The 13,684-nt window shown below is 71.3% G+C and carries 16 protein-coding genes; 8 read left to right on the forward strand and 8 right to left on the reverse strand.

Annotated features, from left to right (window positions below; genetic code table 11):
- Positions 1-77: 77 nt before the first annotated feature.
- Positions 78-1,466 (reverse strand): NAD(P)/FAD-dependent oxidoreductase, encoded by a 1,389-nt coding sequence (locus OG453_RS20415; protein WP_266869399.1) that lies wholly within the window; start codon positions 1,464-1,466, stop codon positions 78-80.
- Positions 1,467-1,655: 189 nt separating this feature from the next.
- Positions 1,656-2,048, reverse strand: a complete 393-nt coding sequence (locus tag OG453_RS20420) for a VOC family protein (protein ID WP_266869400.1) — start codon at positions 2,046-2,048, stop codon at positions 1,656-1,658.
- A gap of 88 nt (positions 2,049-2,136) precedes the next feature.
- Between OG453_RS20420 and OG453_RS20425 the strand changes: the two genes are divergently transcribed.
- Positions 2,137-2,688, forward strand: a complete 552-nt coding sequence (locus OG453_RS20425) for a GNAT family N-acetyltransferase (protein WP_266869401.1) — start codon at positions 2,137-2,139, stop codon at positions 2,686-2,688.
- A gap of 3 nt (positions 2,689-2,691) precedes the next feature.
- On the opposite strand, the gene OG453_RS20430 is transcribed toward OG453_RS20425, so the two are convergent.
- The 3 genes from OG453_RS20430 to OG453_RS20440 form a co-directional block, all read right to left on the reverse strand.
- Entirely contained in the window at positions 2,692-3,375 is a 684-nt protein-coding gene (locus OG453_RS20430; protein WP_266869402.1) for a glycerophosphodiester phosphodiesterase family protein, read from the reverse strand.
- A 79-nt stretch (positions 3,376-3,454) separates the two neighbouring features.
- Positions 3,455-3,589, reverse strand: coding sequence for a hypothetical protein (locus OG453_RS20435; protein WP_266869403.1), 135 nt, complete (start codon positions 3,587-3,589; stop codon positions 3,455-3,457).
- Between the two features lie 77 nt (positions 3,590-3,666).
- On the reverse strand, positions 3,667-4,323 hold the full coding sequence (locus tag OG453_RS20440; RefSeq protein ID WP_266869404.1) for a PadR family transcriptional regulator: 657 nt from the start codon (positions 4,321-4,323) through the stop codon (positions 3,667-3,669).
- 79 nt (positions 4,324-4,402) lie between these two features.
- Here OG453_RS20440 and OG453_RS20445 point away from each other — a divergent pair, with 79 nt between their 5' ends.
- The 3 genes from OG453_RS20445 to OG453_RS20455 all read left to right on the forward strand — a co-directional run bounded on the left by OG453_RS20445 (position 4,403) and on the right by OG453_RS20455 (position 7,135).
- Positions 4,403-5,926, forward strand: a complete 1,524-nt coding sequence (locus OG453_RS20445) for a bifunctional phosphatase PAP2/diacylglycerol kinase family protein (protein WP_266869405.1) — start codon at positions 4,403-4,405, stop codon at positions 5,924-5,926.
- A 72-nt stretch (positions 5,927-5,998) separates the two neighbouring features.
- Positions 5,999-6,646 carry a M23 family metallopeptidase gene (locus OG453_RS20450; RefSeq protein WP_266869407.1) on the forward strand — a complete coding sequence of 216 codons (648 nt, stop codon included), beginning with the start codon at positions 5,999-6,001 and terminating at the stop codon, positions 6,644-6,646.
- A 102-nt stretch (positions 6,647-6,748) separates the two neighbouring features.
- Positions 6,749-7,135, forward strand: a complete 387-nt coding sequence (locus OG453_RS20455) for a DoxX family protein (RefSeq protein WP_266869408.1) — start codon at positions 6,749-6,751, stop codon at positions 7,133-7,135.
- A 76-nt stretch (positions 7,136-7,211) separates the two neighbouring features.
- On the opposite strand, the gene OG453_RS20460 is transcribed toward OG453_RS20455, so the two are convergent.
- Complete coding sequence (locus OG453_RS20460) at positions 7,212-8,390, reverse strand: metallophosphoesterase (RefSeq protein ID WP_266869409.1); 1,179 nt, start codon at positions 8,388-8,390, stop codon at positions 7,212-7,214.
- Here OG453_RS20460 and OG453_RS20465 point away from each other — a divergent pair.
- The 3 genes from OG453_RS20465 to rox all read left to right on the forward strand — a co-directional run bounded on the left by OG453_RS20465 (position 8,304) and on the right by rox (position 10,940).
- Positions 8,304-8,906: a CoA transferase gene (locus OG453_RS20465; RefSeq protein ID WP_266869410.1), complete on the forward strand. Its 603-nt coding sequence runs from the start codon at positions 8,304-8,306 to the stop codon at positions 8,904-8,906. The genes OG453_RS20460 and OG453_RS20465 overlap by 87 nt on opposite strands.
- Before the next feature lie 20 nt (positions 8,907-8,926).
- Positions 8,927-9,373 carry an SRPBCC family protein gene (locus OG453_RS20470; protein ID WP_266869949.1) on the forward strand — a complete coding sequence of 149 codons (447 nt, stop codon included), beginning with the start codon at positions 8,927-8,929 and terminating at the stop codon, positions 9,371-9,373.
- Positions 9,374-9,488: 115 nt separating this feature from the next.
- On the forward strand, positions 9,489-10,940 hold the full coding sequence (gene rox / locus OG453_RS20475; RefSeq protein ID WP_266869411.1) for a rifampin monooxygenase: 1,452 nt from the start codon (positions 9,489-9,491) through the stop codon (positions 10,938-10,940).
- Positions 10,941-11,011: 71 nt separating this feature from the next.
- Here the strand turns inward: rox and OG453_RS20480 are convergent, their stop codons facing one another.
- Positions 11,012-11,464: a nitroreductase family deazaflavin-dependent oxidoreductase gene (locus tag OG453_RS20480; RefSeq protein ID WP_266869412.1), complete on the reverse strand. Its 453-nt coding sequence runs from the start codon at positions 11,462-11,464 to the stop codon at positions 11,012-11,014.
- A gap of 106 nt (positions 11,465-11,570) precedes the next feature.
- Entirely contained in the window at positions 11,571-12,257 is a 687-nt protein-coding gene (locus OG453_RS20485; RefSeq protein WP_266869413.1) for a TetR/AcrR family transcriptional regulator, read from the reverse strand.
- Positions 12,258-12,446: 189 nt separating this feature from the next.
- On the opposite strand from OG453_RS20485, the gene OG453_RS20490 reads away from it, so the two are divergent.
- Positions 12,447-13,676, forward strand: a complete 1,230-nt coding sequence (locus tag OG453_RS20490) for an oxygenase MpaB family protein (protein ID WP_266869415.1) — start codon at positions 12,447-12,449, stop codon at positions 13,674-13,676.
- Positions 13,677-13,684: the final 8 nt, after the last annotated feature.

Below are 13,684 nucleotides of genomic sequence, written 5' to 3' on the forward strand. Positions count from 1 at the left end.
AGCGTGAAGCCGGAAGCGGCGCTACCCCACCACTGGTAGTCGCCGCCCACTCATCCGGCCAGAGCGGAGCCGGTCGTCTACGGGAAGCGTGGCTTCTCCGGGGCCATCGACCGCCTGGTGCCCTCCGTCGCGATCCGCGCGTCGATCTCGTCCTTCGAGAGATAGACGTCGGTGCGCTCGAAGTCCTTGAGCGTGGCGGGGCGTTGGGCCTGGAAGCCGGTGCGTACGTAATCGTTGCCCGCGACCGCGTTCAGACCCCAGTTCGCCGCCGTGCGGAAGCGCGCGGTGAGGGTGCGCAGCGCGCCCAGGTGGTAGCCGCGCGCCACGATCTGCGCGGGCAGGCCCGTCAACTGCACGCCCAGCGGCTTCGACACGGCCTGGGTGCCGCCGAGGTCGACGACCAGGCCCATGTCCTTGTGCCGGTAGTCGGTCAGCGGGTCGCCGTGCAGCGCCGCGGTGATGTTCTTCGCGGCGGCCCACCCCTGCCGCATGGCGTGCTGCGCGGTCGGCGGGCAGATCGCGTCGCCGCCCTTGGCGAGGTCCGGCACGGCCGCCGCGTCGCCGAGCGCGAACACCCCGTCCAGGCCGGGCACTGTCAGATCCGGGCGCACCACCAGGCGGCCCCGGTCGGTCTCGGCGCCCAGCGTGGCGATGAGCGGGCTCGGCGCGACGCCCGCGGTCCAGATCAGCGTGCGGCACGGCAGCACGCGCCCGTCGGTGAGCGTGACGGAGTCCTCGGTCGCCTTGGCCACCGAGACCCCGAGGGACACGTTCAGGCCGCGCCGCCGCAGGATGGCGAGCGCCTTCTCGCCGAGCCGGTCGCCCAGTTCGGGCATCAACTTCGGTGCGATGTCCACCAGATGCCACTTGATCAGCGACGCGTCGAGCCCCGGATACCGCTTCACGGCGGCACTGGTGAGCCGCTGCAGACAGGCCGCCGTCTCCGTCCCCGCGTACCCGCCGCCGACGACCACGAACTGCAGCCGTGACGCGCGCTCCGCCCGGTCCGATGTCGTCGCCGCCAGGTCGAGCTGCGCGATCACGTGGTCGCGGATCCACGCGGCCTCGGCCAGCGTCTTGACGCCCACGGCGTGGGTGTCGACACCGGGGATGTCGAACTGCCGCGTCACACTGCCCGGCGTGAGCACCAGGTAGTCGTAACGCTCCACGACCTCCTCGCCGTTGATCTTCCGTACGATCACGGCCTTCGCGTGCGGGTCCACGCCGATCGCCCCGCCCGGCACGATCACCGTGCGCCGCAGCATCCGGCGCAGCGGCACCGCCACCGCCTGCGGGGTGAGCACGCCCGCCGCGACATGCGGAAGCAGCGGCAGATACAGCTGGCTGTCCTGCGGGCTGATGAGCCGCAGCTGGGCGTCGCTCGCCCTGAGCGTCCGCTCCAGCTTGTGCGCGCACTCCATACCGGCGAATCCGCCGCCGACGATCAGAATCCGGGGAGGTTGCATTCGAGGTCCCTCCAGGGGTGTGGGCTCAGGACGGCGTCGGCACCGTCGGCGGGGACATACGGGTCTCCTCGGAGAGGCGTCCGGTTCATCCTCCGCCGGGGCGCCCGGCGCCGCATGTCGGGTGCACCGGGCGGGTTCCCCCTACCCGGAAGTCAGCCGCCGGACCCACTGAGACGCAGGAAAGGCGCCTCAGATCCCCGGCCGGAAACGCATCGGATGGTCGCCCGGGACCTCGACGACGACGATCTTGACGCCGTCCGGGTCCGCGATCCACATCTCGATCAGACCCCAGGGCTCCTTCAGCGGCGGTCGTGTCACCTCCACGCCGCGCTCCACGAGCTCCGCGTGGGCCGCCTGCGCGTCCGGAACCTGGAGCCACAGCTGCAGGCCGGGCGATGGCGGGCTCTCGGAGCGGCCGGAGACTTCGATGAAGCCGCCGCCCAGGAAGTAGACCGTGCCGCGCTCGGGGCCCGTGCCGAACTCGCGGTAGACGGCCAGGCCGAGCGCCTCGCCGTAGAAAGCGCGCGAGCGCTCGGGGTCGGTGGGGTGGAGCAGGATCCTGCTGCTCAGTACGTGCACCATGCAGCCGCACCTTAGCGGCGGGTTACCCTCGGCGGTGCGCGGCCCGCGCCGCGCCCAGAGCCGCGTCCGAGAACGGAGCACCCGACCCATGGACACCGCACCGCGCCCCAGCACCAGTGACCTCGTCTTCCGGGACGCCACCGACGCGGATGTCGACACGCTCGTCGCGCTGATCGAATCGGCGTACCGCGGTGACACCAGCCGGACCGGCTGGACCACGGAGGCGGACATCCTGGAGGGGCAGCGGACCGACCCCCAGGGCGTCGTCGATGTCATCAAGTCGCCCACGAGCAAGCTGCTCACGGTGGAGCGCGACGGGCGGGTCGTCGCCTGCTGCCAGCTCGAACACCGCGGTACGCACGCCTACTTCGGGATGTTCGCGGTGAGCCCGGACCTCCAGGGCGCGGGCCTCGGCAAAGTCATCATCGCGGAGGCCGAGCGGACCGTCCGCGAGACGTGGGGCGCCCGTGAGATGCACATGACCGTGATCTCCGTACGCGACGACCTCATCGCCTGGTACGAGCGGCGCGGCTACCGCCGTACGGGAGAGATGACGCCCTTCCCGTACGGCGATGAGCGCTTCGGCATTCCGCAACGTGCCGACCTGCAGTTCGAGCTGCTGGTCAAGCCGCTGGCCTGAGGGTCAGGCCGTGAAGCGGCCCGTCCGCTTGATCTCCGGATAGTCCGTCGTCGCGCCGTCCAGCTGCAGCGCGCGCACCAGGCGCAGATCGTCCTGGGTGTTCACGACCCAGCCGATGATCCGCAGGTCGGCCTTCTTGGCACGCTCGACGATCTCCAGCGTCAGGCGCCGGATGTTCAGCACGAGGGTGGTGGCGCCGACCGCCGTGGCGCGCTCCACGACGTCGGTGCCGTAGCGGCTCGCGACGAGCGCGGTGCGTACGCCGGGGACCAGGCGCGCGATCTCGGCGATCGCGTCGTCGTGGAAGGAGATCACCTCCACCCGCGACACCAGATCGCGGCGGTGCATGACCTCGGCGAGGGCGCGCGCGGCCGCCACGTCCTTGATCTCGGCCTGCAGCGGGGCCTTCACGGCGTCCAGGACCTCTTCGAAGACGGGGATGCGCTCGCCGCGCCCCGCGTCGAGCTCCCGCAGCTCGGCCAGGGTCTTCTCGGCGATCGGTCCCTTGCCGTCGGTCGTACGGGCCACGTCGGCGTCGTGCATGACGACGAGGGCGCCGTCCTTGCTCAGATGCAGATCGAGCTCGATGAGATCGAGGCCCGCGGCTTGCGCGGCGATGAAGGAGCGGAGGGTGTTCTCGGGTTCGACACCCATGACCCCGCGATGACCGATGGTGAGGAAGTTCAAGGTTCACTCGCTTCCGTCGACGGCGGCTCGGCGGCCGCGGGGCTGAGGACGGAGGAAAGCCACGCGGCAAGGTCGCAGCCTAATGGCCCGCCTCCGCGATTGAACCGCCCGTACGCGGCCTGCCGGAAGAATCGGAGTCGTTCGCTCGGCTTCCCATGATGCCGAGGATGAGGCCGGTGATGACGGCGGCGACAAGGACTGCGCGGGTGCTCACAGGTGCACTGCTCCGTACGGCGGGGTCGGCTGACCCGCCCCGTCCTACCGGCCGGCGGCCCGTCGCCGCGAGCCGCTTCACCCGTGGGTGGGCGAGTCCTCCAGGGGTTGACCGGGCGCCGCGGGAGCGGTGTTCTCCGTGGGGCCAGCGAGGCCAGCGAGGCCTGCGAGGTCGTCGAGCATCGCCTCGGCCAGGCCGATCTCCGCCTCCAGGCGCCGCGCGCTCCAGCGCAGCGCGATCTGCGGATGCGACCAGGCCTCGACGCCATCGGCGCGGGCGAGCGCCTCGCGCACCTGCGCCAGCTCGCCCCTCGTACGGGCGATGTGCTCGCGCACCCGTGCCCGCAGCTCGTCCGGCTCTGCGAGATGCCCGAGCCAGACCCTCAGGAGCAGCGGATGCTTGAGCACCGGCGGCCCCACGTCCTCGGCGCCGCCCGCCCACCCGGCGAGCGCGGCACGGCCCGCATCGGTGATGGCGTACGTGCGCTTGGTGCGCGGTTCCTCGGGTCCCGAGCGCCGCGACGTGGCGTAGCCGAGGCCTTCGAGGCGGCGCAGCTCGGCGTAGATCTGACTGATGGCGGGCGACCAGTAGAAGAAACGGAGCGAGGCGTCCGCCCACTTCTTGAGCTCGTAGCCGGTGCGCTCGCCGGGGAAGGAGAGCAGGCCGAGCACGGCCCATGCGGTCGGCGGCAGCTCATCGGGCCGCTGGGGCGAGGGGGAACGAGGGACTGCCATATGACTGATTGAAGGGAACGCGGGGTCGTCGGCGCAAGACATGTGCGGTGCGGACCGCCCGCGGGGGTAGGAGAGGAGCATGAACGATCCATCGGGGCGGCGCGCCCGCCGGCTGCTGAGCGCCACCGACCACTTCGCGTTCCATCACGTGGCCGCCCGCTCCTGGCCGGCCGCGGAGCCCGTGCTGCCCCGGCTGAGCCGGAGCGCCGACCGCGGGCTGCTGTGGTGCGGGATCGCCGCCGGGATGTGGGCGTTCGGCGGCGCACGGGGCAGGCGTGCCGCGGTGCGCGGCATCACCTCGCTTGCGCTCGCCTCGGTCACGGTCAACACGCTGGGCAAGCGCGCGGTGCGCCGCAGCCGGCCCGTCCTCGACGCGGTGCCGGTGATACGGCATCTGGCCCGGCAGCCGGTCACCAGCTCCTTCCCGTCCGGGCACGCGGCATCGGCGGCGGCCTTCGCCACCGGCGTCGCGCTGGAGTCGCGGACCCTGGGCGCGGCCGTGGCGCCGGTCGCCTGGTCGGTGGCGTTCTCCCGCGTCTACACCGGCGTGCACTACCCCGGCGACGTCCTGGTCGGCGCCGCCCTCGGCGCGGGTGCCGCCTTCGCGGTGCGCGGCCTTGTGCCCTCCCGTGCGCAGCTGCCGCCGCCCGCGCGGCCCCGGACGGACGCGCCCGCGCTGCCGGACGGCGAGGGTCTGGTGGTCGTGGTCAACCCGTCGTCCGGCAGCCAGCCGCAACTCGTCGATCCCGTACGGCAGTTGAGGATCGCACTGCCCCGCGCCGATGTGGTCCTCTACGAGGACGAGGCCGGACCGCTCCCCAGCGTGATCGAGGAGGCCGCCAAAGACGCGGCCGGGCGCGGCGGCGTGCTCGGCGTGTGCGGGGGCGACGGCACGGTGAACGCCGCCGTCGCACCGGCGCTCCGGTACAAGGTGCCGCTGATGGTGCTGCCCGGCGGGACCTTCAACCACTTCGCGGCGGACCTGGGCGTCGACACCGTCGCGGACGCTTGCGCGGCCGTCGCCGAAGGCAGCGCCGTGCGGGCCGACGTCGGCCGGATCAGGCCGCAGGCCGGGGCGGAGCCGGACGACGGGACGTACTCCGACCCGGTGTACTTCCTCAACACGTTCAGCCTCGGCGCCTACCCCGATCTCGTACGCATCAGAGAGCGCTGGTCACCCAGGATCGGCGGCCCGCCCGCGACCCTGCTGGGCGTCGCCCGGATCGTGCGCGACGGCCGTCCGCTGCGCGCGGTGGTGAACGGACGGGGCCGCTCCCTGTGGCTGCTCTTCGCGGGCAACGGCGCCTACCGCAGCGCCGGCATCGCCCCTGTGCGCCGGCACGACCTGGCCGACGGCCTGCTCGACGTCCGCATCGCGCACGGCGGGCACTTCGCGCGCAGCCGCCTCCTTGTCGCCGCGCTGGCCGGACAGCTGGCGAGGACCCGCTTGTACGCCTCCGCACGGCCCCAGCGCCTTGTCGTCTCCGGCCTGCCGGCCGACACACCGATGGCGTACGACGGTGAAGTCGCCCCCGCTCCCAAGGCGCTGCTTGTCGACAAACTCCCCGAGGCGCTCACCGTGTACCGGCCGACGCCCGGCTGACACGGCGCGGCCGTTACGCCATGCGGCGCAGTCGGCGTGCGCGCGCGGCCCGCCGCCGTTGTGCTGTCGGGCATGGGTTACGACATAGAGAGCCCGCGTGAAGCGGGCACGACACGACGTGACGTACTGAGCGTCGCCGCGGTCCTCCTGGCCGGCGGCGCCCTCACGGTGGCGGGACCCGCGCCGCACGCGGCCGCGGAGTCCGACGGCGGCTGCGGCGCCGGCTACGACGAGGAGTTCGAGGAGGCCCTGGCCGAGGCGGACGAGGCGATCCCGGAGGCCCGCCCCCTCGCCCCGCAGGGCCCACCCGGACGATTCGCCCTGCCGCTGCGCAGACGGTTCCGCGTCAGCGCCCGCTACGGAGCGCGCGGCAACTGGATCGCGGGACACCACACCGGCATCGACCTCGCCGTGCCCCGGGGCACCCCGGTGCACGCGGTCGGCGCGGGCACCGTGGTCCTGGCGCGCTGGTCGGGTGCGTACGGCAAGGCGGTGACGGTGCGTCTGCGGGACGGCCACTACGCGGTGTACGCGCATCTCTCGCGCATCGCGGTCCGCCCAGGGGCCCGCATCGGCACCGGCGACCGCCTGGGCAGCAGCGGCGCCACCGGCCGCGCCACCGGACCACACCTCCACCTGGAGATCCGGGCCAGGCGCGGCTACGGCTCGGACGTCAACCCGGTCAGATATCTGGCGAGACGGGGCGCCCGGCTGCTGTGAGGCCGGGGCCGGAAGCCCGCCTTCCGGGGGTGCGGTCACAGGCCCGGTGACGTCGGAGTTACTGTCGAGTAAGGTCTGCCTCCTGTCACTTGAGGAGGCCGTATGTCGCTCGTGCCGCGTTCCCCTTTGCTCCTGGCCGGTCTGCTGGCCGGGTCCGGGGTCGCCCACTTCGCCGCACCGAAGCCGTTCGACGCGACCATTCCGCGCGCCCTGCCCGGCTCGCCGCGGGCCTGGACGTACGCGAGCGGCGCGGTCGAGTTGGCGCTCGCGGCCGGAGTGGCGCTGCCCCGCACCCGGCGCACCGCGGCGCTGGCCACGGCGGCCTTCTTCGTGGGCGTGTTCCCCGCCAACGTCCAGATGGCGGCCGACTGGCGCCACCGCCCCGCCCCGCTCAGGGCCGCCGCACTCGGCCGCCTCCCGCTCCAGGTCCCGCTCGTGCTCTGGGCCAGGAACGTGGCAGGGGCGGCGCGGGGCGACAGGGCCGCGTGACGGGGTCAGGCCGCCCGCTCCGAACCAGGCCGCTGCGCAAGTGACTTGAGCACAGCCGCGGCCCACGGGGCAGGCCCTACCGCACGCCGGTCAGACCCGCGGCCGCGGCGGAGGTCGCCGTGGTGTGGGCCAGGTGCGCGGTGCGGCTGGCGACGTCGACCGTGTAGACGTCCACGGTCATGGCCCGCTCGGAGACCTTGAGGATCATGAAGCCCACGTCGGAGAAGTTCTGCCAGGCGGCGGGGTGGTCGAAATGGGCCCTGCCGTCACCGGACTTGGCCGCCGCCCCGCAGACGATCTGGCGGGTGCCGGCCGTGCGGGTCGTGGGCTCAAGGACCTGGAGCGTGTGGTCGTGCCCGGACAGGATCAGATCGGCCCGGCCGCACACCACCTGCTCGTACAGCTCCTTGAGGTGGATGCCGCTCGTGTAGTTGCCGATGACGAATCCGTCGTACGAACCGGCGCTGCCGTGCTTGCCGTTGTTGAGGTAGGGGTGGTGGCCGAGCACCACCTTCCAGCGGGCCCGCGATGAGGTAAGCGCTGAGTCCAGCCACTGCCGCTGGGCGCGCATGTACGGGCCGTCCCACTTGTAGTGCGGGTCGGTCTGGGCGACGGTCGATGCGACGGGGTTGGTGTCGAGGGCGAAGAACTCCACCACCGGGTCGCCCCGGCCCTCGGGGGTCGGCAGGGTGACGTTGTAGTAGCGGCTCGGCATGTACCAGCGCGGTGAGGAGGCCGCGTAGGAGACCTCGCGGTCGCCGCGCGAAGGGTCGCCGCCGCTGCCCGGGATCAGGCCCGAGCAGTCGTGGTTGCCGAGCACCATCATCCAGGGGACGTCGATGCCGGCGTTGGGCGTCTCGAACTTGTCCCGGAACTCGGAGTCGTGGTCGGACTCGGGCCCGTTCTCGTAGATGTTGTCGCCCAGACCGACGGCCACCGAGACGCCCTCGTCACGGCAGACCCGCCGGGCGGCCTCGGTCACGGCCAGCTGCTCGTCGCCACCGGTGCCGGAGTCTCCGGTCACCAGGACGGCGAACTCCCCGTTCCTGTTCGGCCCGTCGGGGAAGGGGAACTTCGCGGCGCCCTCCGCCGCCGTGGCCTGTCGCCCGCCGAACGGCAGCACGGCGAGCGCGGCTCCGGCGGCGGCACCGCCGAGCAGCGTACGGCGGTGCAGCGTGAGGGCCCCCGGCCCCCACTTCTCGGCAAGGTCCCGGGCGAGCGGCGCGTCGGCACGCAGCCACTGCTTCTCGGTCAAGTCCGCCCGGGGTGGTATCAGTTCGTCATCGCACATCAGAGCGTTCTCTCATATCGGGGCGGACAGCGGAAGACGATCAGGCGAATTGCCGGTGTCGGTGTCCGCGCCGGTGTCCGGCTTCGGGTTTTTGGTGCTTTCGGCCGTGGGTCCGGACGGGGTGCGCCTCGGGCCCGGCCGGGTCAGCGTCGGTGCGCGCTGCTCAAGCCGCGCGGCGTGCCCGTCGCCCCCATCCGCACCCTCGACGAGGTCTACGACTGCCCGCAGACCGAGGCGCTCGGCATGGTCCAGAAGGTCGACCACCCGGACGTGGGCCCGCTCCAGCAGGTCGCCTTCCCCGTCAGCTTCGGCGGCGAGCGACCCGCCGTACGCACCGCACCGCCCACCCTCGGCCTGCACAGCAGGGACGTACTCGCCGAACTCGGCTATGACGACGCGGACATCGACCGGCTGCTCTCCGGGTCACTCGATCCGCCGTCCCGAGGGGCACCCCGGGCGGCTGAATGGTACGAATCGTGACCAGAAGGAGCGTGGTCACCGTGTCCCGGAACCGCCGCCTGATCCTCAGCTCGCCGTCCGAGGTCTGGAGTCTGCTGGCCGACGGCCGTCGGTACGGGGAGTGGGTGACAGGAACCCAGGAGGTCCTCGCCGCGGACCCGCACTGGCCGGAGGTGGGCGCCCGCCTGCGCGTCCGGGTCGGTGTGGGTCCGCTGGCCTTGGAGGACACCTGCGTCGTCCGCATCTGTGAGCCTCGGCGCCGCCTGGAACTGGAGGCGAAGGCCGAGCCCTTCGGCGCGGCCCGTATCGCCATGCACTTGGTCCCCTGGGCCGAGCACACCCTCTTCATCCTCGAATGGCACCCGCTCAGGGGCCCCGGCACGCGGATGCACGGTCTTCCCGTCGACTACGTGGTCGCGGTGCGCAACGGAATGATGCTGACGAAACTGGCTCGGATCGCGATGCGCGAGCACGGCGAGAGCACTTGATGCCAGTTTCAAGTTATAGCTGGTGGGGGCCCTTGCGGCAAGGCCCCGGTCATGACGCAGAATCATCGTCCTGGGCCGGAACCGGCCTGAATGCAACGTGCTGGATGGGGCTTTGATGATTGATGTGATCGTGGTCGGGGGCGGACCGACCGGCTTGATGCTGGCCTGTGAGCTGCGGTTGCACGACGTGCACGTGGTCGTACTGGAGAAGCTGGACAAGCAGACCGAGCAGTCCCGGGGGCAGGGCCTGCACGCGCGCAGCGTGGAGGTGATGGACCAGCGCGGGCTGCTCGACCGGTTCCTCGCGGTCAGCGAGAAGTTCCAGGTCGGTGGCCTCTTCGGCGGCATTGCGAAGCCGTGGCCCGACCGTCTTGACACGGCCCACCCGTTCGGCGTCGCCACCCCGCAGCCGGAGACCGAGCGGCTGCTCAACCAGCGTGCCATCGAACTCGGTGTCGAGATGCGGCGCGGCTGCGAAGTGGTCTCGGTGAGCCAGTCCGCGGACGGGGACGCGGACGGGGACGAGGCCGGGGTGAGCGTCGAGCTCGCGGACGGCACGCAGCTGAACTCGCGCTACCTCGTCGGAGCCGACGGCGGCCGCAGCACGGTGCGCAAGCTGATCGGCGTCGATTTCCCCGGCGAGGCGGCCACGGTCGAGACGCTGCTCGCCGAAATGGAGGTGACCGAGGACGCGGAGACGATCGCCGCCGCCGTCAAGGAAGTCAACAAGACCCAGCTGCGGTTCGGCATCACTCCTCCCGTGAACGGTCTTTGCCGCATTGTCGTGCCCGCCGACGGGGTCCTCGAGGACCGCGCGACCGAGCCGACCATCGAGGACTTCAAGAAGCAGCTGCGGGCGTTCGCGGGCACCGACTTCGGCGTGCACTCGCCGCGCTGGATGTCCCGGTTCGGCGATGCCACCCGGCAGGCCGAGCGCTACCGGGTCGGCCGGGTGTTCCTGGCCGGCGACTCGGCGCACATCCACCCGCCGACCGGCGGGCAGGGGCTCAACCTCGGCGTGCAGGACGCGTTCAACCTCGGCTGGAAGCTGGCCGCGGCGGTCAACGGCTGGGCCCCGGAAGGGCTGTTGGACAGCTACGAGACCGAACGGCACCCGGTGGCCGCCCGGGTCATCGACAACACCCGCGCGCAGATCACGCTGCTCGGGACCGAGCCGGGTCCGACCGCGCTGCGCGAACTGTTCGCGAAGCTGATGGACTTCGAGGAGGTGAACCGGTACGTGACCGGGATGATCACCGCGGTCGACGTCCGCTACGACTTCGGCGAGGGCCATGACCTGCTGGGCGGGCGGATGCGGGACCTGGAGCTGAAGCGGGGCCGGCTGTACGCGCAGATGCACGAGGGCCGCGGGCTGCTGCTCGACCAGACCGGCCGCCTTTCGGTGGGGGGCTGGGCGGACCGGGTCGACCACATCGTCGACGTGAGCGAGGAACTGGACGTGCCCGCGGTGCTGCTGCGGCCGGACGGGCACGTGGCGTGGGCCGGCGAGGACCAGCAGGACCTGCTCGACCGGCTGCCGAAGTGGTTCGGAACCGCCGCGGGCTGATACGGGCACGAACGAGGAGGGTCCTCGACCACGATCGTGGTCGAGGACCGTTCCCGGTCTCAGGAAGGCACTCAGATGGCCACGGACGCGGGCTCCAGCACGAAGACGGGGATCACGCGGCCGGCCTTCTCCTGGTACTCGGCGTACGGCGGATACGCGGCGACCGCGCGCTCCCACCACTCGGCCTTCTCGTCCCCGGTGATCTCACGGGCCGTCATGTCCTGGCGTACGGCGCCGTCCTGGAGCACCACGTGCGGCTCGGACTTGAGGTTGAAGTACCAGACCGGGTGACGCGGGAAGCCGCCGTTCGAGGCCACGGCCGCGTACCGGCCCGCGTGCTCCACGCGCATCAGCGGGCTCTTGCGGATCTTGCCGGTCTTCGCGCCGCGCGTCGTGAGAATGACGACAGGGAGGCCCGTGTCCCAGAGCGTCGCTCCCTGTACGCCGTCCGAACTCTCGTACAACTCGACCTGTTCACGCACCCATTGCACCGGATTCGGCACGTAGTCGCCCTCAAGAGGCATTGCCTTCACCCCGTCGTCGCGTACGGATTGTGTTGCTCAGTCCAGCACAAGCGCCGCGCGGAGTCATCATCGCCGTACCGGTGGTCAGGGTCGAGATGGGCGGGCGCTACGAGTCTGCGGCGGGTGGTGGGTCGAGCATCGGTACGAGGAACTGCCGGGCCACCGCGCGTACTTGCTCCTCGTCGTCGAGGTCGATGACGTGGCTGGGGATGACCAGGAAGGACGCCGAGACCCGGACCATCATCTCGGCCACGACGTCCACGTCTACGTCGCGGGAGACCTTGCCCGCCCGCTGCTCGCGGCGCAGCCGGCCCGCGACGAACTGCTGCACGACGGCCAGCGTGCGGCCCCCGTCGCTGGTCATGGACGGCACGACGGCGTCCGGCTCCACGTCCATCAGGCCGCCGATGAGGGGATTGCGGCGGATGGCCTGCAGTGAGCTCACGAAGCCGAGCACCACGCGGTCGGCGACGGTTTCTGCGCCCTGGACGTCGACGATGAACTGGTCGAAGTACCGCCGGAATTCACGCCTTACGACCTGTTCGACCAGCGCGTCCTTGGTGGCGAACCGGCGGTAGACGGTGATCCGGGAGACCCCCGCGCGGCGCGCCACATCCTCCATCGTGGACCGGCGAATGCCCATGCGGCGGAACTGCTCGAAGGCGGCGTCGAGCACGCGCGTGGTGACCTCGTCGTTCTCGTCGACCCGCTCGGCCGCCTCGGTGAACGCGCGGTCCAGTACGGAATCCGAGTCCTGGGGCGTGGCAAGGAAGGGAAATGCAGGTCGTTCCACGGTCGCCTTTCTGAGGGGGCGTTCCTCAACTCCCCATGCACTGAAGGCGAGTTGCAGAAGTCGTCCCCGGAGTCTGGTGCTCCGATCCGGGTTGTGCTTCTCTCGATGAAACGCCGATGAAACGCAGCTACGCAATCTGTATCAGGGTATCAGTCAGCGCTGAGGCGACTCAAGGAGGAGTTCCGGGCCATGGATGAACTCAGCAGACGCAAGATGCTGCTCACGGGCGGAGCCCTTGGCGCGGTCGGTGCGCTCGGTGTGGCGTCGCCGGCGAGCGCGCGGTCCGTCTGGTCCTGGGCGGCGAGCGGCTCGGTGGCCGGGTCGGGCGCCGGCACCGACCCTCAGTGGGTCTGGGACGACGAGGCCGACCAGCTCCTTGGTGCCGTCCTCGACCGCGGCGACGTACCCAAGGTCAACGAGCTGCTGCGCACCTGGACCCGCAATGACCAGCCGCTCCCGGCCGGACTGCCTCCGGATCTGCGGCAGTTCATGGACAAGGCCCGCCAACTGCCCTCCTGGGCCGACCGGAAGAAGCTCGAGACCGCCGCGCAGTTCAACGAGGCCAGGGGGCTCTACCTCAACATCCTCAACGGCATCGGCGGCGGCATGCTGAGCACCGCCATCCCCCGCGAGGCACGCGCCGTGTACTACTCCAAGGGCGGCGCGGACATGGAGGACCGGGTCGCCAAGACCAGCAAGCTGGGCTTCGCCGTGGGCGCTCTCGATGCGTACCGGCCCGACGGCACCTGCATCGTGGAAGCGGTCAAGACGCGGATGGTGCACGCGGCGGTACGCAACCTGCTGCCGAAGTCCCCGAGTTGGTCCGACACCAGCGGCGGCCAGAAGATCCCGATCAGCCTCGCGGACATGCTGGTCACCTGGCACACCCTGCCCACCTACGCGATGCGCAAGATGCGCGAGTGGAAGGTCCCGATCAGCTCCGCCGAGTCCGACGCCCATCTGCACGTGTGGCAGGTGACCGCGCACATGCTCGGCATCCGCGACGAATACATCCCCGCGAGCTGGGAGGCGGCCGAGGCCCAGTCCAAGCAGCTCCTCGACCCCGTACTCGGCCCCACGCGCGAAGGCGTCGAGCTGACCGACATCCTGCTGGGCCAGCTCGCCGAACAGACCAGCCCCGGAAGCGTCGACCGCCCGCTCGTCAACGCCTTCGCCCGGTACCTCGTGGGCGACAGGATCGCCGACTGGGACGGCATCCCCCGCGAGCCGTTCTGGGAATCGGCGGTCAAGACCGCATGGCCGCCGCTGGTGGCGTTCCGCGAGGGGCTGATCAAGCTGCCCCTGGTGCCGAAGATCGCCTGGACGATCGACGAAGCGGCCCGCAAGTACATCCTGTTCTACCTCTCCAAGGGACGCGTGATCCACCTCGACATCCCCGACGCCAACCGGCCCGCCTGACCCCCTGA

The organism is Streptomyces sp. NBC_01381 (assembly GCF_026340305.1).
Taxonomy (GTDB): domain Bacteria; phylum Actinomycetota; class Actinomycetes; order Streptomycetales; family Streptomycetaceae; genus Streptomyces.